Here is an 18,143-nt window from a genome sequence, read left to right on the forward strand (position 1 = left end):
AACGGGATTGGTAGTATGAAGCATGAGAGTTACCTCGTGTTTTGTATAAGGATTCGACACCCATATCAAAACCGGTAACTCTCAACCTTTCAAGGCCATGTGTCAGATCAAGTCGCGACTAATACAAATAAGGATTGTGTTCGGCCGCCGGGATCGTTAATCTGAGGTTCCTTGTGTTGTCTGATAATCGCTGTAACATAAGGAACCTGCTATGAACTCTCTCTTGCGTATCGCCCTGGTTGGTGATTACAACCCCGATGCCCTCGCTCACAAAGCGATTCCCCTGGCAATTGACGATGCCGCCGCCGTGCTGGATCTACCGTTGCGCTATGACTGGCTGGCAACCCGTGAGATAAACTCCGCCGATATGCTTGCCCACTATGATGCTATCTGGGCGGTTCCCGGCAGTCCTTATAAAAATACCGAAGGCGCGTTTATCGCCATTCGTCACGCGCGTGAAAACGGTGTGCCGTTCCTCGGTACCTGTGGCGGATTTCAGCATGCGATTATTGAATACGCGCGCAATGTCCTGGGCTGGCGGGATGCCGCGCATGCGGAGACCGATACCGAAGGACGAATGGTGATTGCACCGCTAAGTTGCTCACTGGTGGAAAAGTCGGACACAATTGAACTGCGCGCCAGTACGCTTATCGCCAGAGCCTATGGTCGTGACAGTATTGAAGAGGGATATCACTGTAGTTACGGGATTGCCGATGCGTTTGCCCGGGAGCTGGAGCAGGGCGATCTGCGGGTGACCGGCTGGGATGATGAAGGCGAGATCCGGGCGGTGGAACTGGTGACACATCCGTTCTTCGTCGCCACGCTATTCCAGCATGAACGCAATGCACTGGAAGGGCGGCCCGCACCATTGGTACAGGCGTTCTTACGCGCGGCAAACCAATGAGCACGCGCCCGGCAGTGAAGATTGCCGGGCGTGGGCAGTGTCAGCCGTGAATTTCTCGATTGCGTCCGGCCAGGGCGCCAGACACGGCCATCATGACGGACATCATCGCTACGGCGATCAGCGGAATATGCCAGTCGCCGTTGGCATCATGTATTTTCCCCATTATCGGCGGACCACAAGCGGCCAGCAGATAACCAACGGTTTGCGCCATTCCTGACAGCGCCGCCGCCTGGTGTGCTGAGCTGGCGCGCAGGCCGATAAAGGTCAGCCCCAGAATCATGGTCGCACCGGAACCAAAGCCGAAGATAATCGCCCACACGGCCGCCTGAGCGGGGAAAAACCACAGAGCAAGCGAGCTGGCTGCGCACATCAGGGCCGTCAGAACGGCAATGCCGCGCTGATCTTGCAAACGATGAAGCAGTAACGGGATGACCAGTCCTGGTGCGGCGGTGGCCAACTGGAGCAATCCGTGTAGCGAACCCGCCTGCGTTTCACTGTAGCCGATGCTTTGCAGAATGGCGGGGAGCCAGCCGATGATGATGTAATAGACCAGCGAATTAATCCCGAGAAAAAGCGTTACCTGCCAGGCCAGCGCCGAGCGCCAGATACCGCGACTGTGCATCGCGCCTGACCCCGTCAGAGTCGCGGGAACCTGGCGACGTGATTGCGGCAGCCAGACAAACAGCGCCAGTAAGGGGAAAACCATTAACATCAACAACGCGCCATGCCAGCCCATTCCGGTAAGCGCCAGTGGCACCACCATTGCCGACCCCAGCGCCGCCGCAGCGCCCATGGTCAGGGAGTATGCGCCGGTCATTCTGGCAATGTGCCGGGCGAAGTCTCGTTTGATCAGTCCCGGAAGCAGGACGTTGCCGAGGGCAATGCCGCACCCGATTATCGCGGTGCCGAAAAACAGTAGCGCAACGGAGGGCAGGGAGCGCAATCCGATCCCGAGGCAAATCAGAATCATTGCCAACAACAGGCTGCGCTCCATACCGAAACGGCGTGCAATGCCCGCAGCCAACGGGGAAACCAGACCAAAGGCCAGCAACGGCAGGGTGGTCAGTAAACCGGTTTGCGCCGTAGTCAGGCCATATTCACCGCGAATGGCATCCAGTAATGGCGCGGCGCCGGTAAATGCCACGCGTAAAGTCGTCGCAATAAGCAGTATGCCGACAATGAATAAAAAAGGGGGGCGTTCGGCAGCAGGTGAAACAAAATTCATGGCTATCTCAGACAAGGAAACGGGGCGTTAACAATAGCGTGTTTGCCACCTGTTTGAATCAAGCTAAAATGACAGATTATCGCTAAAATCGGACAATTTTATGATCGGACTCGGTCTTGATGGCTACGATCCGGATAGCGATCGTGATGCGGCGCTGGCTTTTCGCATCCAGGTCGTTGCCGACGAGCAGTACATTCCACGCCATCATCATCGCAAAGGGCAACTGATTCTTGCGCTACGCGGGGCGCTAACCTGCGAGGTGGAGAATGCGATGTGGATGGTTCCGCCGCAGTATGCGGTATGGGTGCCGGGTCAGGTGCCACACAGTAACCGCGCGACACCGCAGGCGCAGATCTGTTTTTTGTTTATTGAACCTGACGCCGCGCCGATGCCGCGGCGCTGCTGCACGTTAAAGATTTCACCGCTGGTTCGTGAGCTTATCCTCGCGATGGCCCAACGTGGCAGGGCCGGGGCGGATAAGCCGGAGACAGCGAGGCTGGTGCAGGTACTGTTCGACGAACTACCGCAGCAGCCGCAGGAGCATCTTCAGCTACCGGTATCCGGGCACCCTAAAATTCATCAAATGGCGGAAATGATAGCCGCCGAGCCGGCACGCTGGAAAACGCTGACGCAATGGGCGGAGGCATTCGCCATGAGTGAGCGTAATCTGGCGCGGCTGGTGGTGCGTGAGACGGGGCTGAATTTTCGCCGCTGGCGGCATCAGCTACAGTTAATCCTCTCTTTGCAGATGCTGATCCGCGGTCTGTCGGTGCAACAGACGGCCCAGAGCCTGGGCTATGACTCCACGACCGCTTTTATCACGATGTTTAAAAAGGGACTGGGACAAACACCAGGACGTTATCTTGCCAGTCTGACTACGCCTTACCAATAAACAGGGAGACGATCCCCGCGGCGATTAGCGGCCCGACCGGGACCCCGCGGAAGAGGGCGACGCCGAGCACGGTGCCGATCAGCAATCCGGCAACCAACTGCGGCTGTGAGCCCATCAGGGCGACGCCTCGGCCGCCCAGCCAGGATACAAATACGCCCACGGCAATCGCCAGTAGTGATTTCCAGTTAACGAATGAATGGAGCAGCGTTGAGGGCGGCAGCGTCCCGCTGGCGATAGGGGCCATCACGCCAATGGTGAGGATAATAATACCGATGGTCAGCCCCTGCTTTTCTATCCATGGAAAGAATGCGTTCAGCGGTGTAACGCGAATGATAATTAAAACCAGGATTGAAATAGCGACGGTGGTGTTATGGCTAATAAAGCCGAGCGCTGCGAGGCCCAGCAGAATGAGCAGGGTAGTATCGAACATGTGCAGAGGTCCTTGCCAAAATATCAAAAGAGAAGCCTGTTTACTTTACGCATAATCGCGTGAGTAAACAGGCTTTTTTACCGTATGTTCGCTATTTCTGGGCCCGTGCCTTGTGTTTCCCCGCGGCGGAGCTTGCGGGTATTAACGTCGGGAGAGTCACCTTGACCTCAGGCCACTGTTTCTGGGCCGAAAAGGTTTCAGTCCTGGCGGCGAAATACGGCCAGTTCCGGACGCGCAATCCGTAAATAGTCGTCAGTATCAAGAATAATCGACGTATCGAGTCTGCCCGCGTTAAAGGCGATTTCTGGGAAACGCTCAAACAGTAGCGGGTCGGCAACCAGCCGCAACGCCGGGTGGAAACTAAAGGGGGGGATCGCGCCAAATTCACAGGCGGTCAGCGTTTCCACCTCTGCCGGGCTGGCCAGCGAGGCTTTGCTGCCGCCAATATATTCGGCCAGACGGGCTAAATCCGCCTGCCGATCGGCGGCGAGGATAGCCAGTACGTGCTGGTTCACACCGTGACCTTTAACTTTGCATACCAGCGCTTTCGCCCCCTGGCCCAGAGCGGTACCGCGGATCGCCGACACGGCCTCGCATTTGCCGACAGCATCATGCTTCATGAGCCGGTAGCGCGCATGGTGTACGTCAAGCAGATTGAGCAACTGCTGGTGGGGGTTCTGTCTTACCGATCCGTTCATATCGACCTTTATCTTGTACATAAAGCTGTGAGTGTAATCCTCTCCGCAACGGATGAAAACCGGCGATGGCGTGTCGCATCCGGAAGCTGATTCATTAATTCTGGTGGTGCGTGGAGAATCAGGATTGAGAACGGAAATAATGCATATTGCGGAACAAAATGGTTAAACGTTTATAACCGCGTTGGTAAGGGCAAGTGATGGGCCAACGCACATGAACGCGATATATGCAATCAAGAAGTATATATTCCAGGCATATTTTCCCCCTGTGCAGAAGGGGGATTGCCTTTATATCTTCCACATTAACTCCACATTTAATGCGTTTTTTCTTCAATAAGATATGCTGGAATAAAAAAACATATTACTATCCTGCCAGTATCAAACGCTCAACGATTTTACTTATCGCGAGAACTTTTTTTGTTTTTATTAGTCATTAGGATGGCTAATATCGATGCTATTGATGTGGTTACGAGGTTATGATGACGGAGAAGGTAGCGGTGCAGGTATCCCCCAGAAAGTTCCAAAAAATAAGGGAGTTGAACAGACGCCGTAACTATTTTACCAAGAGAGTCCGTAGCGCGGTTCGGATTCATCTCGCGAAGGCGTTCTGGGATAGCCGCACGCGGCATGAGGTTGATTTATCGTCAGCGAAAACCGTGTTGCTGATGCGTAATGAAGGCGCTTTAGGCGATGTGGTCGTCGATTCCGCGCTGGTTAAATGCCTGCATGAAGCGGGAATGACCGTTGACTTTCTGTTGACGAAGTCGAACAGTCAGGTGATGCGGCATAACCCGCGAATTCGCCATATTTACGAAGCTGACAATGTCAGCTCAGCGGATTTTTTGCGTAAATTCACCCATAACGTGCCTAAGTCCATTATTAATGAGCTTGCGAATAATAAGTACGATATAGTTATTGACCCGTCATTGTTTGATATCCCGGTACACAGGATGTTGCTGTTACGGCAGATAAATGCTAAATCGGTACTGGGGTTTAATAAATGGCCATCAATTAATCAATATTCAAAGTCTTTTGATTTTGATTGCGAAAAATTGCACGTCAGTAAGACATTTGATCTTATCGCCGACTATCTGAAGCTGGATAAAAAACATCTCGCGTCTTATGATCTGCATATTCCACAGGATGTGTATCAGGAAGTGGGCGACTACATGGCGGGCCGGGAAGGGCGCAAGGTGGTGATTAATATTTTTGCCGGCAATCAGGATCGCAGTATGTCGCAGGAGCAACTGGCAACGCTTATCGCCAGACTGCGTACAGACTATCCTGATGTCAATATTATCTTGCTCGATCACCGTAATGAAATTCGCATTCCCTTAGCGGAAAAAGTGAGCGTTAATCCGTTTAAAACGCTACACCATTGCATGGCGTTAATTGCGCAAGCGGATTTGGTTATTTCGCCGGATACGTCGGTGGTACATATGGCGGCGGCATGGAAAAAACCGCTAGTCGCAGTCTATAAAGATGTGCTTTTAAATAATCGGCTGTGGGCGCCCGGATACGATAACGCGCGACAAATTATTGTTAAATGCGGCAAAGTGCATCAGATGGACAACCTGCCGGATCTCATTATGTCAGCGATTGATCCTGATCTGCTGCAATAGGCGCGGCTGGATAAAGTCAGCGTAAAAAACAGCCAGCGAAGCAGGATGCTGGCTGTTTTGCGAAGGTTAACTGTCTGCTTTCGATGCCTGCCTGTGAAACAGTTCGCGGAACACCGGGTAGATATCTTCCGGGTCGCGAATATGCTGCATGGCAAAATTATCAAATGTTGCCTGCAGGTGTTCGTACTCGCGCCACAGCGTCTGATGCGCCCGACGGGTGATCTCGATATAGCTGTAGTAACGCACGATTGGCAGGATTTTCTTCGCCAGCAGTTCGTGGCACAGCGGCGAGTCGTCCGCCCAGTTATCACCATCCGATGCCTGTGCGGCGTAGATATTCCACTGCGCAGGGTCGTAGCGCTCTTTGACCACTTCATCCATTAATTTCAGGGCGCTGGAGACAATCGTGCCGCCGGTTTCCTGGGAATAAAAGAATTCGTGCTCATCAACCTCCTTGGCCTGGGTATGGTGGCGAATATAGACCACTTCAACGTTTTTATAAGTCCGGCTGAGGAACAGATAGAGCAGGATGTAAAACCGTTTGGCCATATCCTTCGTTGCCTGGTCCATAGAGCCGGAAACGTCCATCAGGCAAAACATCACCGCCTGGCTTGAGGGTTCTGGCCGCTTTTCATAGTTCCGGTAACGCAGATCGAACGTATCAATAAACGGTACGCGCTCGATTTTTGCCCGTAACTCTGCGATTTCTCTACGTAGCCGTTCCTCTTCCAGCAGTTGTGCGGGTTCGCTTTTGCTGATGATATCCAGTTCGTTTTCCAGCGTATGCAGTTCACGACGTTTACTGGCCGTCATGGCGGTACGTCGCGCCAGCGAGTTTTGCAGCGAGCGAACGATGCTGATATTGGCCGGCACGCCATTGGCGGTGTAGCCTGCGCGATGGGTTTTAAACTCCGTCAACTGCCGCTGCTGGTTTTTCTTCAGATTTGGCAGCGCAAGATCTTCAAACAGCAGATCAAGGTATTCGTCTTTCGAAATCTGAAAGACAAATTCATCTTGCCCTTCGCCATCGGCGCTGGCTTGTCCCTGGCCGCCGCCACCTCCGCCACCGCCACCCTGTGGCCGTTCAATTCGGTCATTCTGGACAAAGTGATCGTTGCCGGGGTGTACGCGGTTGCGAAGTCCGCCGCGACCCTGATGAAACATCGGTTCGTTAATATCGTCCGTTGGAATGGAGACGGACTCTCCGCTCTGAATATCGGTCACCGAGCGTTTATTGATGGCCTCGGAGATCGACTGTTTTATCTGTGCTTTGTAACGGCGCAGAAAGCGCTGCCGGTTGACGGCGCTTTTGTTTTTCCCGTTCAGGCGTCGGTCTATGAACCAGGTCATATGCCCTCCTGTACTGCATTTGCCAACGATACCCGTCCTGTTTCATTGAGGGGTTATACCGTCATACTTCACGTTGCCTGCGCGTTGGCCTTCACTCGGCCCCTTCCTGAGCCTTGCCCCGCGGGGCCAGCGTAAGCGCCGTTCAACACGGTTAGCCGTGTTGTCCTGCAACGTGAAAGAGTCAGGGTATATGCCCTTACATGTCCGGGCTTCAGCGCACTTTATCCCACAACCCGAGTTAACGAGTTCTTCGCCGCTGTTATTAACCCGACAGAGATTGCCTGCCGGGCTTATTATCAGGATGATTTACGTACCCGCAGATACCATTCGCATAGCAGACGAACCTGCTTACGCGTATAGCCTTTCTCCATCATGCGATCGACAAAGTCATCGTGTTTCTTCTGTTCATCGGTTGACGTTTTGGTGTTGAAGGAAATCACCGGCAACAGTTCTTCGGTATTGGAGAACATTTTTTTCTCAATCACCGTGCGCAGTTTTTCGTAGCTGGTCCAGTTTGGATTGCGCCCGCTGTTGTGCGCCCGGGCACGCAAAACGAAGTTGACGATTTCGTTACGGAAGTCTTTCGGGTTACTGATCCCGGCGGGCTTCTCGACTTTCTCCAGCTCCGCGTTCAGCGATTCGCGGTCAAACAACTGACCGGTATCCGGATCGCGGTACTCCTGATCCTGAATCCAGAAGTCGGCGTAGGTGACATAGCGATCGAAAATGTTTTGTCCATATTCCGAGTAGGATTCGAGGTAAGCGGTCTGGATCTCTTTACCGATAAACTCGGCATATTTCGGGATCAGATAGCCTTTCAGGAATTCCAGATAGCGCTCTGCCTGCTCCTGGGGGAACTGCTCGCGCTCAATTTGCTGTTCCAGAACGTAGAACAGATGTACCGGGTTAGCGGCGACTTCCGTGTGGTCAAAGTTGAATACCCGCGAGAGAATTTTAAACGCGAAGCGCGTAGACAGGCCGTTCATGCCTTCATCGACGCCGGCATAATCACGATACTCCTGATAGGATTTCGCTTTCGGGTCGGTATCTTTCAGGCTTTCGCCGTCATAAACGCGCATTTTCGAGTAAATGCTTGAGTTTTCCGGCTCTTTCAGGCGCGACAGAATGGAGAAGCGCGCCAGCGTTTCCAGCGTCCCCGGCGCGCAGGGCGCATGGCTCAGCTCGCTGCTATTGAGCAGTTTTTCATAGATGCGGATCTCTTCCGAAATGCGCAGGCAATAAGGAACTTTGACAATATAAACGCGGTCGAGGAAAGCCTCATTGTTTTTGTTGTTACGGAAAGTCACCCACTCTGATTCGTTGGAGTGGGCAAGGATGATGCCGTTAAACGGCAGGGCGGATATCCCTTCGGTACCGTTATAGTTACCCTCCTGAGTCGCGGTCAGCAGGGGGTGCAGCACCTTGATGGGCGCCTTAAACATCTCCACAAACTCCATCAGCCCCTGGTTGGCGCGGCACAGGGCGCCGGAATAGCCGTAAGCATCCGGGTCATTCTGCGCGTAATGCTCCAGTTTACGGATATCCACTTTACCCACCAGCGCGGAGATGTCCTGGTTGTTCTCGTCCCCGGGTTCGGTTTTAGCGATGGCTATCTGCGCCAGAATCGATGGCCACACTTTTACCACGCGGAACTTTGTAATGTCGCCGCCGAACTCATGCAGGCGCTTGGCGGCCCAGGGCGACATAATGGTCCCCAGATAGCGGTTTGGAATGCCGTACTCTTTCTCAAGGATCTGCGCATCTTCGCGCGGGTTAAACAGGCATAACGGATGATCGTTGACCGGACTGCGTTCTCCGTTAGCGCTAAGCACGTAAATCGGAACACACTGCATCAGGGACTTCAGGCGTTCGGCCAGCGATGATTTACCGCCGCCCACAGGCCCCAGCAAATACAGAATCTGTTTCTTCTCTTCTAACCCTTGAGCGGCGTGTTTTAAGTAGGAAACAATCTGCTCAATGGCATCTTCCATACCGTAAAACTCTTCAAACGCCGGATAGCGTGCAACGACCCGGTTTGAAAAGAGACGGGATAGCCTGGGTTCCAGGGCCGTATCGACCATGACCGGCTCACCGATAGCCATCAGCAATCTTTCTGCTGCGTTAGCATAAGCACTGCGATCTTGCCGACAAATGGTAAGAAACTCCTGCAGTGTGAACTCTTCGTCCTTGGCAGCTTCATAGCGCTGGCGATAGTGATCGAATATATTCATGGCATGCCGTCCTTTCGTTTTTAGCACAGGTTGAGAGCCGTTCATATGAATAGTGGGAGCCCCCGGAAGAGGTAAGCCGCACAACGCTCACTGATTCTCCAGCAACCCTTATGCCAGGTTGGCGAAGTCGGTGAATAACGTGCCCCGGATTTACTTCTTCTAAATTAAAGCTTAGATGCATTTGGAAAACTTGCATGGCATGGCGAATCAATTTCAATGACATATCAATAACTCATCCGGAATAACGTCCTGTTGTCGCCCGGGTCAGACTCGGGGCGTCATTGCACTGTCATTGGATTGTCAGCCAGCGGTCATCTGGTGGTGAGAAATTGGTGAGTTCAATGTAATGACAGGTAAAGAATTTGAGACATGTTGTTTACAACGTTAAACTGCGTGCGCAGATAAGTTGACAACAGGAATATGGATCGTGACTAAAATCAAACTTCTGGCATTGGGTGCATTGATGGCAACGTCAGCATCTGCTGTTCACGCCGAGGGAAAGCTCAGTCTGGGAGCGGGTGTGGGGATCGTTGAACGCCCTTATAAACAGTATGATACTGATGTCTACCCGGTGCCGGTTATTAATTATGAGAGTGATAACGTTTGGTTTCGGGGTTTAGGTGGTGGTTACTACCTGTGGAATGATACTAACGATAAGCTTTCGGTGACCGCGTACTGGTCGCCAATGTACTTTAAGCCGGGTGACAGCGACAGTCAGCAAATGCGTCGTCTGGATAAGCGAAAATCCACGATGATGGCCGGGCTTGCCTATATTCACAATACGCAGTACGGTTTCTTGCGTACCTCGTTGGCTGGCGATACGCTGGATAACAGCAACGGCATTGTGTGGGATCTGGCCTGGCTGTATCGCTATAGCAACGGGAATCTGACGCTTACGCCGGGCGTTGGCGTTCAATGGAATAGCGATAACCAGAATGAGTACTACTACGGTGTTTCGCGCCATGAGTCCACTCGTAGCGGTATGCGCAGCTACGATCCTGACAGCAGCTGGAATCCGTATCTGGAGCTGTCGGCAAACTATCGTTTCCTCGGCGACTGGAGCGTATACGGCGTCGCGCGTTATACCCGCCTGTCTGACGAAATCACCGATAGTCCGATGGTGGATAAATCCTGGAGCGGCCTGATTTCTACCGGAATCACTTACTCTTTCTGATTGTGCTTTATAACAGGGCAATTCATGCATCAAAACAGGGCGAAACGCCCTGTTTTGCATTATGGTTGTGCAATGAAATTGCGGGAGGTATGTATGGCAGAAAGGGCAATACGTTTTGGCGAGCATCCGACAGTTCCCGTCATTGGACAGGGAACCTGGTATATGGGGGAAAACCGGGCGCGGCGTGCGCAGGAGGTGGCTGCACTACGCGCGGGCATCGACCTCGGGTTAACGGTTATCGATACCGCCGAAATGTACGCAGATGGTGGCGCGGAAGAGGTGGTTGGAGAGGCGATTCACGGGCAGCGCGATCGCGTGGTGCTGGTGTCAAAGGTTTATCCGTGGAATGCCGGGGGGCGCAAGCTGGTCAGCGCCTGTGAAGCCAGTCTGCGTCGCCTGAATACCGACTACCTTGATCTCTATTTACTGCACTGGCGCGGTGATTATTCTCTGCAGGAAACGGTGGAGGGAATGGAGACCCTGGTTGCTCAGGGGAAAATTCGCCGTTGGGGCGTGTCGAATCTTGATTACGATGATATGCAGCAGCTGTGGCAGGTGGCTGGCGGCGAGCAGTGCGCGACGAATCAGGTGCTCTACCACCTGGCCTCTCGCGGTATCGAGTATGACCTGCTGCCGTGGTGCCAGCAGCAACGGTTGCCGGTGATGGCGTATTGTCCGCTGGCCCAGGCCGGTCGGCTGCGCAATGGGCTTTTAAATCATACTGTTGTGAAAAGTATTGCGCAGCAGAGAGGGCTGACGGCGGCGCAGGTGCTGCTGGCGTGGGTGATTAGCCATCGGGGCGTGCTGGCGATTCCAAAGGCGGCAAGTATTGAGCATGTAACGGAAAATGCCGCTGCGCTGGAGATCGTGTTGTCCGCTGAGGAACGGGCGAGCCTGGATCGCGCTTATCCGGCGCCAGGAAGAAAAACGCCGCTGGATATTGTGTAAAGACGGTGCCGGACGGGCGTAATGTCGTTCAGTTGAGTCAATCCCAGGGCGGGCTTTGCCCGGAAATCAGAGGGAATTGTGTTTTTTGGGGATTTGGGTCAGAAGCCGTTCCGATCCCCCTGAGTGGTGCGGGAATTGATTATACCCGCCGTGTGAACCGGCCTGCGGACGCACACCTTTGAAGCCAGCGCAAGCGCTGTTCAGAACGGTGACGCGTTTTGAACAGCAACTCGAATTATTCAGAACACAGACAACGGTTATCAGCCCGCAGAGTTCGCCGTATTTAGTATTTCACCACGCGAATAGTTTGCGCCAGCCGCGATGGATTCTCCTCGCTGGCCTTCTGCGGCACGGTCACGCAGCTGGTTTCGACGCAAACGAAGGTCTTGTAACCCTCGTCCGGCATATCGCCCATGCTTTGTGAAAGCGCAGGCCCCGGGTTCCATCCCACCACGTTGCTGTAATGATGATGAATAACGTTGATATTGCGACGTAGCGCATCGTCATGGATCACGCTGCAGGATTCAGCATTCAGATAAATCCGGTCAGTACGGTCAGGATAGGTTTGTACGCCGTCGCTTAATACCCCTTCTTCTGAGTTGTTAACTTTGTCAATGTAACGGTCGCCCAGACCGCTCACTTTCACTGCCGCAATATCGCCGACGTTGAAATAAGAGTGCAGGGCGGAAGTGGTTTCAAATTCGCCGTGCGCTTCCAGCTCAATCTCGCAGCTCTGGCCCAGTTTAAAACGCGCATACAGCGTGAAATCATGGGGCCAGTATTTCCGGGTTTCATCGCTGCTGTGCAGAGCAAACGTCAGCATCACGCCGTGTTCATCTTCATCGTGGCCTTTAAGCGTCCACGGCAGGATACGCGCAAAGCCATGGGACGGCTGCCGGGCAGGGCCAAACCATGGCCAGCAAACAGGAATACCGCCGCGCAGGGCAACGCCATGTTTAAACGGCGTGTTGTCGCTGAGCCACAGCACGTCTTCTTCTCCGGCAGGTTTCCACGAGAGCAGATGAGCCCCCTGATAAGCAACAGATGCCTTGACCTGCGGATGGTCAATAACGATCAGCTCCAGGTCGTCAAGCTGGCGACGAGAGAGAACGGGGGTAAGCTGTTCGATAACCGGGAGAGCAAAAATTTTATTAATCATTACACAATCCTTTTTATCTTAAATCATGCGGGAACTGGACAAAACGCGTAACCGTTTTGCGCAGCGCTTAGCTGGCCCTGAGGGCAAAGTCACAGGTGAATCCTGCGGCGAGTGAAGGGCAAATTTCGTCAGTACCCGATTTGTCCAACCGTGGATTGCCTGCGATCAGGAAGCTGGATGTCCCTGATTACGCCCGATGAGCTTACATTAGTCAGTGATCCGGATGAGTGAACGCAGGCGATATTATACCTGCTACCTGAAGCATGACGGATAGCTCTTCAGATCAAAAAAAAGAGCGACCGAAGTCGCTCTTACAGATTACTTTCTCATCTCAGCTTATTTGGAGATGTGGGCAATCAGATCCAGAACCTTGTTGGAGTAACCGGTTTCGTTATCGTACCAGGAAACCAGCTTAACGAAGTTGTCGTTCAGCGCGATGCCTGCTTTAGCATCGAACACGGAAGTGCAAACTTCACCGTTGAAATCGGTGGAAACAACGTCGTCTTCAGTGTAGCCCAGAACGCCTTTCATCGGGCCTTCGGAGGCAGCTTTGATCGCTTTCTTGATGTCTTCGTAAGAAGCCGCTTTTTCCAGGCGAACGGTCAGGTCAACAACGGATACGTTCGGAGTCGGAACGCGGAACGCCATACCGGTCAGTTTGCCGTTCAGTTCCGGCAGGACTTTACCTACCGCTTTAGCTGCGCCGGTAGAGGACGGGATGATGTTCTGAGCCGCGCCACGGCCGCCACGCCAGTCTTTGTGAGACGGGCCGTCAACGGTTTTCTGAGTTGCGGTGGTCGCGTGAACGGTTGTCATCAGGCCTTCGATGATGCCGAAGTTGTCGTTGATGACTTTTGCCAGCGGCGCCAGGCAGTTGGTGGTGCAGGAGGCGTTGGAAACGATGTCCTGGCCTGCGTATTTGTCGAAGTTAGCACCGCGAACAAACATCGGCGTATTGTCTTTGGACGGGCCAGTCAGAACGACTTTTTTCGCGCCAGCAGTGATGTGCTTACGCGCGGTTTCGTCAGTCAGGAAGATACCGGTTGCTTCAGCAACGACGTCAACACCAACTTCGTCCCACTTCAGGTTAGCCGGATCACGTTCAGCGGTAACACGGATTTTTTTACCGTTAACGATCAGATGACCGTCTTTCACTTCAACGGTACCGTCGAAACGGCCGTGAGTGGAGTCATACTTCAGCATGTAAGCCATGTAGTCAGCGTCTAACAGATCGTTGATTGCAACGATCTCAATGTCAGAACGTTTCTGAGCAGCACGGAAAACAATGCGACCGATACGGCCAAAACCGTTGATACCTACTTTGATAGTCATATATTCCACCAGCTATTTGTTAGTGAATAAAAGGTTGCCTGTAAAATTACAAAAACCTTACGCAGCGTCAAGCGGAATCGTGTCAATCATTGCGACAAATCAATACTAAGCCGGCCTCTGCGCGATTGATTTGCCTCACTTTCCCTTTGAGCTCGATTCCATATGGGGGCAGCGCGCGGAATTTTAAAGGGCGATTAAGATAAAGTTGTGATGTGCGTCACAATTATCTGCCTGCCTTATGGCATTGCCTAAGTTTAGAACAAAAGTCTACATTTCATTGTTAATATTTTGTTAGAATCGGCGTAAAGAAGGTGTTCTTACATAGCGAAAAGCAAGAGCGAGAAGCAAGCCAATGTCGAATAAACCCACCGCGGATGCGCTTAAAAAAAACCTGACCGAGATGCAGTTTTACGTGACGCAGAATCACGGTACTGAACCGCCGTTCACCGGGCGGCTCCTCCACAACAAACGAGATGGCGTCTACCATTGTCTGGTGTGCGATGCCGCGCTGTTTCACTCCCAGAGTAAGTATGATTCGGGCTGTGGCTGGCCGAGCTTTTATGAGCCGGTAAGTGAGGATGCGATCCGCTACCTGAATGATGACTCTCACGGTATGCAACGCACGGAAATTCGCTGCGGAAACTGCGATGCGCATCTTGGTCATGTTTTCCCGGATGGCCCACAGCCCACCGGTGAACGTTTTTGTGTTAATTCCGCTTCCCTGAGCTTCACTAACGATGAAAATGGTGAGCAAATCAAGGGTTGAAAAAACGATTCAGCTAATTATTCCAATCTTAAGGCGCGACAAATGGATATCGAACAAATTATCAGCAGTATGACGCCGGAAGTTTATCAGCGCCTGGCGACGGCGGTGGAACTGGGAAAATGGCCCGATGGGGTGGCGTTAACCCCGGAGCAGAAAGAAAACAGCCTGCAACTGGTGATGTTGTGGCAGGCCCGGCATAACGTTGATGCGCAACATATGACCATTGATACGAACGGGCAGATGGTGATGAAAAGCAAACAGCAATTAAAAGTTGAGTTTGGCATCACGCCGGAGCCTATTGCGCGGTTTAAATCCTGAATCTCGACGGATCCGGTAGTGGCCTGGCTAAAGCGTCATTTGCCCGCGCTGTGTTGTTGTGAAAGTCGTCAGAAGGAAATCCGACCTGACCGCGCAGCGGCAGGTTTTCAGCGCAATGCCGGGCATGGGGGCGAACGAAAAGGGCGCCACTTTCGTCAAAACCACGTTAAAAAAGTGATTCACGCTGGCGAAAAAACCGATGGCTCGCTTAACTGACCCGCACTATGCGGTCGCCAGCCATCGGCGTTTATAAGCAGGGCGATTACTCCCGCGAGACTACCCCGGCTTTTTCCAGCATCGCGTGTAACAGTACGTTTGCGCCAGCCGCAACCTGTTCCGGTGATGAGTACTCCGTCTCATTGTGGCTGATGCCATCTTTGCAGGGAATGAAAATCATACCGGTCGGCGCGAGCATGCTCATATACACGGCATCATGTCCTGCACCGGAGACGATATCCATCGCAGAGTAACCTAATTTTTGCGCAGCCCGCCGTACGGCTTCTTTGCAATCCGGGTGGAAAGGGGCGGCAGGATAGTGTGAGACCTGTTTAAGTTCCACATTCAGTCCGCTCTTCTGGGCGATTTCGGCAATGTACGCTTTTAACGCCGCGTCCATGTTATCAACGTCGGCATCGGTCATGTTGCGAAAATCAATGGAGAATTTCACGCTGCCGGGCACCACGTTGCGGCTGTTTGGATGCACCTGCACCATACCGACGGTTCCCCGTCCATGCGGAGAAAATTGCCCGGCAATATTGATGACTTCCTGCATAATATGGGTGGCGACCTGCAAAGCATCTTTACGCAGCGCCATCGGCGTGGGGCCCGCATGGGACTCCATCCCGGTGACGATGCAGTCATACCAGCGAATACCCAGTACGGCCTGTACCACGCCAATGGCGATATCCTGATCTTCAAGAATAGGGCCTTGTTCAATATGCGCTTCAAAGTAGGCGCCTATCGGGTGGGTGCCGGGGACCACCTCGCCCGCATAGCCAATATTGGACAGTTCATCTTTTACCGATTTACCTTCGGTGTCGGTTGCCGCATAGGCCATCTCCAGCGGAAAGATGCCGGCGAAAACCCCGGACCCCATCATAACCGGCACAAAACGCGATCCTTCTTCGTTGGTCCAGAAGACCATCTCAATCGGCGCTTCCGTTTCAATATTGCGATCGTTAAGGGTACGGATAACTTCCAGCGCCGAGAGTACGCCGAAATTGCCATCGAATTTTCCTCCGGTTGGCTGGGTGTCGATATGGCTACCCGCGACAATCGGCGGCAGGGTGTTGTTCTGGCCAGGTCGGCGCATAAAGACGTTGCCGATTTGATCTATTTCGACCGACAGCCCGGCCGCTTTACCCCAGCCGACGACTAAATCACGCCCCTGGCGATCAAGGTCAGTCAGCGTTAAACGGCAGACCCCGCCTTTGGGCGTGGCGCCAATGTGTGCGAGATCCATTAATGACTGCCACAAACGTTCGCCATCAATCCTCAGGTCACTGATATCAATGCGGTTCGTGTCTGGTGAAATGACTTCACTGTTCATGATTGTTTCCTCAATGTCAGGTGATTAACGGGCGACGGCCTGCGGGGCGTGCTGGCGCTCCCATGCCGCTGCGGCGCTGAAATCCGGGCCGAATGCCGGACGTTTGATATAGCGACCCGCCCCTTCACGGGCGCGCAGTTCGCCATCGGCCCATACCAGATGGCCCTGGCTAATGGTAAAAACAGGGATGCCGGTGACCGTCCGGCCTTCGAAAATATTGAAGTCATTGCGCGAATGATGTGTGCTGGCGGAAAGCGTTTTGCTGCCAGCCGGGTCCCAGAGGACCAGATCGGCATCCGCGCCTTGTGCAACACAGCCTTTGCGCGGGTAGATATTGAAGAGACGGGCGGTATTCGTTGAGGTAATTGCCACGAATTCGCCTGGCGTCAGGCGTCCGCTATTGACCCCGGCATCCCAGATGACGGCCATACGCTCTTCCACACCGCCGCAGCCGTTCGGAATTTTGCCGAAATTATCCCTGCCCGCCGCTTTCTGGCTGGCGCAGAAGGTGCAGTGGTCGGTCGCCGTCGTGTGAAGCTGACCGGATTGCAGGCCGTGCCACAGCGCCGCCTGATGGGATTTTTCGCGAAACGGCGGGCTCATAACGTGGGCGGCGGCGAAACCAAAGTCCGGATGGCGATAGACGCTATCGTCAATCACCAGATGCCCCGCCAGCACTTCGCCATAGACGCGCTGCCCGTTGGCGCGAGCGCGGGCAATGGCTGCGGCAGATTCGCGACATGAGACGTGTACCACATAAATCGGCACTCCCATAATACTGGCCACCGTGATGGCGCGGTTAGCGGCTTCCCCTTCGACTTCCGGCGGACGAGAGAGCGGGTGAGCTTCCGGGCCAGTGATACCCTGCTTAAGCATCTCTTGTTGCAGGAGGTATACCATCTCGCCATTTTCCGCGTGTACCGTCGGCATTGCGCCTAGTTCGAGGCAACGACGAAAGCTGTTCATCAGCGTTTCATCATCGCACATAATGGCGTTTTTGTAGGCCATAAAGTGCTTGAAACTATTGACGCCTTCCTGGTGTACCAGCGTTCCCATATCCTGGCGCACGCTTTCGTCCCACCAGGTGATGGCGACGTGGAAGCTGTAATCCGTTGCCGCTTTTTCCGCCCAGCCCCGCCACTGCTGATAGGCCTCCATAAGCGGCTGCTGTGGGTTAGGGATGACGAAATCGAGGAGGGTGGTTGTACCGCCCGCCAGCGCGGCCGCAGTGCCGCTGTAGAAGTCATCGACGGTGGTGGTACCCATAAACGGGAAGTTCATGTGGGTATGCGGGTCGATGCCGCCAGGCATCACATACAATCCGCCAGCGTCGAGGGTTTCGGTGTCAACGGGAATATCCCACTGAGATGCATCGCCGACGGCCGCGATGATGCCATCGACACAGAGCACGTCGGCGCGGCGCTGATGGTCCGCGTTGATGACAGTACCGCCTTTAATCAACAGGTTACGCATTCGTTTTCTCCTGTAGTGCTTTGTTTGATGGGTTATGGTCTTTTCCCCTCAGCCTGACTCGCTCCCCGGCGAGGC

At 53.5% G+C, this 18,143-nt stretch carries 16 protein-coding genes; 7 read left to right on the forward strand and 9 right to left on the reverse strand.

Annotated features, from left to right (window positions below; genetic code table 11):
• The first annotated feature begins 211 nt into the window (after positions 1–211).
• Positions 212–904, forward strand: coding sequence for a CTP synthase (locus ABK821_RS15820; protein WP_142502092.1), 693 nt, complete (start codon positions 212–214; stop codon positions 902–904).
• A gap of 40 nt (positions 905–944) precedes the next feature.
• Here the strand turns inward: ABK821_RS15820 and ABK821_RS15825 are convergent, their stop codons facing one another.
• Complete coding sequence (locus tag ABK821_RS15825; RefSeq protein WP_138361255.1) at positions 945–2,129, reverse strand: CynX/NimT family MFS transporter; 1,185 nt, start codon at positions 2,127–2,129, stop codon at positions 945–947.
• Positions 2,130–2,229: 100 nt separating this feature from the next.
• On the opposite strand from ABK821_RS15825, the gene ABK821_RS15830 reads away from it, so the two are divergent.
• Positions 2,230–3,021, forward strand: coding sequence for a helix-turn-helix domain-containing protein (locus ABK821_RS15830; RefSeq protein WP_138361256.1), 792 nt, complete (start codon positions 2,230–2,232; stop codon positions 3,019–3,021).
• On the opposite strand, the gene ABK821_RS15835 is transcribed toward ABK821_RS15830, so the two are convergent.
• Both ABK821_RS15835 and ABK821_RS15840 read right to left on the reverse strand, forming a co-directional pair.
• The gene (locus ABK821_RS15835) at positions 3,005–3,451 is read right to left on the reverse strand and encodes a DUF441 domain-containing protein (RefSeq protein WP_138361257.1); all 447 of its coding nucleotides are present in this window, start codon (positions 3,449–3,451) and stop codon (positions 3,005–3,007) included. The two genes, ABK821_RS15830 and ABK821_RS15835, sit on opposite strands and share 17 nt — an antisense overlap.
• A 197-nt stretch (positions 3,452–3,648) precedes the next feature.
• Entirely contained in the window at positions 3,649–4,149 is a 501-nt protein-coding gene (locus tag ABK821_RS15840; RefSeq protein WP_138361258.1) for a YbaK/prolyl-tRNA synthetase associated domain-containing protein, read from the reverse strand.
• Between the two features lie 476 nt (positions 4,150–4,625).
• Between ABK821_RS15840 and ABK821_RS15845 the strand changes: the two genes are divergently transcribed.
• On the forward strand, positions 4,626–5,768 hold the full coding sequence (locus tag ABK821_RS15845; protein WP_395033981.1) for a glycosyltransferase family 9 protein: 1,143 nt from the start codon (positions 4,626–4,628) through the stop codon (positions 5,766–5,768).
• 66 nt (positions 5,769–5,834) lie between these two features.
• Here ABK821_RS15845 and ABK821_RS15850 read toward each other — a convergent pair whose 3' ends face one another.
• Positions 5,835–7,118 carry a YeaH/YhbH family protein gene (locus ABK821_RS15850; protein ID WP_138361259.1) on the reverse strand — a complete coding sequence of 428 codons (1,284 nt, stop codon included), beginning with the start codon at positions 7,116–7,118 and terminating at the stop codon, positions 5,835–5,837.
• Positions 7,119–7,414: 296 nt separating this feature from the next.
• The gene (gene yeaG, locus ABK821_RS15855; protein ID WP_138361260.1) at positions 7,415–9,349 is read right to left on the reverse strand and encodes a protein kinase YeaG; all 1,935 of its coding nucleotides are present in this window, start codon (positions 9,347–9,349) and stop codon (positions 7,415–7,417) included.
• A gap of 427 nt (positions 9,350–9,776) precedes the next feature.
• Between yeaG and ABK821_RS15860 the strand changes: the two genes are divergently transcribed.
• Complete coding sequence (locus ABK821_RS15860; protein ID WP_138361261.1) at positions 9,777–10,523, forward strand: MipA/OmpV family protein; 747 nt, start codon at positions 9,777–9,779, stop codon at positions 10,521–10,523.
• A gap of 93 nt (positions 10,524–10,616) precedes the next feature.
• A complete protein-coding gene (locus tag ABK821_RS15865) occupies positions 10,617–11,471 on the forward strand; it encodes an aldo/keto reductase (protein ID WP_343179039.1) in 855 nt (284 codons plus the stop codon).
• A 283-nt stretch (positions 11,472–11,754) separates the two neighbouring features.
• On the opposite strand, the gene ABK821_RS15870 is transcribed toward ABK821_RS15865, so the two are convergent.
• Together ABK821_RS15870 and gapA are read right to left on the reverse strand one after the other, a co-directional pair.
• Entirely contained in the window at positions 11,755–12,630 is an 876-nt protein-coding gene (locus ABK821_RS15870) for a D-hexose-6-phosphate mutarotase (protein ID WP_138361263.1), read from the reverse strand.
• Between the two features lie 336 nt (positions 12,631–12,966).
• A complete protein-coding gene (gene gapA / locus ABK821_RS15875; protein WP_138361264.1) occupies positions 12,967–13,962 on the reverse strand; it encodes a glyceraldehyde-3-phosphate dehydrogenase in 996 nt (331 codons plus the stop codon).
• A 352-nt stretch (positions 13,963–14,314) separates the two neighbouring features.
• Between gapA and msrB the strand changes: the two genes are divergently transcribed.
• On the forward strand, positions 14,315–14,728 hold the full coding sequence (gene msrB / locus ABK821_RS15880; protein ID WP_138361265.1) for a peptide-methionine (R)-S-oxide reductase MsrB: 414 nt from the start codon (positions 14,315–14,317) through the stop codon (positions 14,726–14,728).
• 42 nt (positions 14,729–14,770) lie between these two features.
• A complete protein-coding gene (locus tag ABK821_RS15885; RefSeq protein ID WP_138361266.1) occupies positions 14,771–15,046 on the forward strand; it encodes a YeaC family protein in 276 nt (91 codons plus the stop codon).
• Positions 15,047–15,308: 262 nt separating this feature from the next.
• On the opposite strand, the gene ABK821_RS15890 is transcribed toward ABK821_RS15885, so the two are convergent.
• Both ABK821_RS15890 and hydA read right to left on the reverse strand, forming a co-directional pair.
• Positions 15,309–16,595 (reverse strand): Zn-dependent hydrolase, encoded by a 1,287-nt coding sequence (locus ABK821_RS15890; RefSeq protein WP_138361267.1) that lies wholly within the window; start codon positions 16,593–16,595, stop codon positions 15,309–15,311.
• A 24-nt stretch (positions 16,596–16,619) separates the two neighbouring features.
• Complete coding sequence (gene hydA / locus ABK821_RS15895) at positions 16,620–18,068, reverse strand: dihydropyrimidinase (protein WP_343179038.1); 1,449 nt, start codon at positions 18,066–18,068, stop codon at positions 16,620–16,622.
• Positions 18,069–18,143: the final 75 nt, after the last annotated feature.

This window comes from Klebsiella sp. KE9456 (assembly GCF_043832615.1).
Taxonomy (GTDB): domain Bacteria; phylum Pseudomonadota; class Gammaproteobacteria; order Enterobacterales; family Enterobacteriaceae; genus Klebsiella; species Klebsiella indica.

What these genes read in the sequence shown, in the direction of transcription:
- ABK821_RS15820 (WP_142502092.1), top strand. Translation starts at nt 212, where the DNA reads ATGAACTCTCTCTTGCGTATCGCCCTGGTTGGTGATTACAACCCCGAT.
- ABK821_RS15825 (WP_138361255.1), bottom strand. Translation starts at nt 2,129, where the DNA reads ATGAATTTTGTTTCACCTGCTGCCGAACGCCCCCCTTTTTTATTCATT.
- ABK821_RS15830 (WP_138361256.1), top strand. Translation starts at nt 2,230, where the DNA reads ATGATCGGACTCGGTCTTGATGGCTACGATCCGGATAGCGATCGTGAT.
- ABK821_RS15835 (WP_138361257.1), bottom strand. Translation starts at nt 3,451, where the DNA reads ATGTTCGATACTACCCTGCTCATTCTGCTGGGCCTCGCAGCGCTCGGC.
- ABK821_RS15840 (WP_138361258.1), bottom strand. Translation starts at nt 4,149, where the DNA reads ATGAACGGATCGGTAAGACAGAACCCCCACCAGCAGTTGCTCAATCTG.
- ABK821_RS15845 (WP_395033981.1), top strand. Translation starts at nt 4,626, where the DNA reads ATGACGGAGAAGGTAGCGGTGCAGGTATCCCCCAGAAAGTTCCAAAAA.
- ABK821_RS15850 (WP_138361259.1), bottom strand. Translation starts at nt 7,118, where the DNA reads ATGACCTGGTTCATAGACCGACGCCTGAACGGGAAAAACAAAAGCGCC.
- yeaG (WP_138361260.1), bottom strand. Translation starts at nt 9,349, where the DNA reads ATGAATATATTCGATCACTATCGCCAGCGCTATGAAGCTGCCAAGGAC.
- ABK821_RS15865 (WP_343179039.1), top strand. Translation starts at nt 10,617, where the DNA reads ATGGCAGAAAGGGCAATACGTTTTGGCGAGCATCCGACAGTTCCCGTC.
- ABK821_RS15870 (WP_138361263.1), bottom strand. Translation starts at nt 12,630, where the DNA reads ATGATTAATAAAATTTTTGCTCTCCCGGTTATCGAACAGCTTACCCCC.
- gapA (WP_138361264.1), bottom strand. Translation starts at nt 13,962, where the DNA reads ATGACTATCAAAGTAGGTATCAACGGTTTTGGCCGTATCGGTCGCATT.
- msrB (WP_138361265.1), top strand. Translation starts at nt 14,315, where the DNA reads ATGTCGAATAAACCCACCGCGGATGCGCTTAAAAAAAACCTGACCGAG.
- ABK821_RS15885 (WP_138361266.1), top strand. Translation starts at nt 14,771, where the DNA reads ATGGATATCGAACAAATTATCAGCAGTATGACGCCGGAAGTTTATCAG.
- ABK821_RS15890 (WP_138361267.1), bottom strand. Translation starts at nt 16,595, where the DNA reads ATGAACAGTGAAGTCATTTCACCAGACACGAACCGCATTGATATCAGT.
- hydA (WP_343179038.1), bottom strand. Translation starts at nt 18,068, where the DNA reads ATGCGTAACCTGTTGATTAAAGGCGGTACTGTCATCAACGCGGACCAT.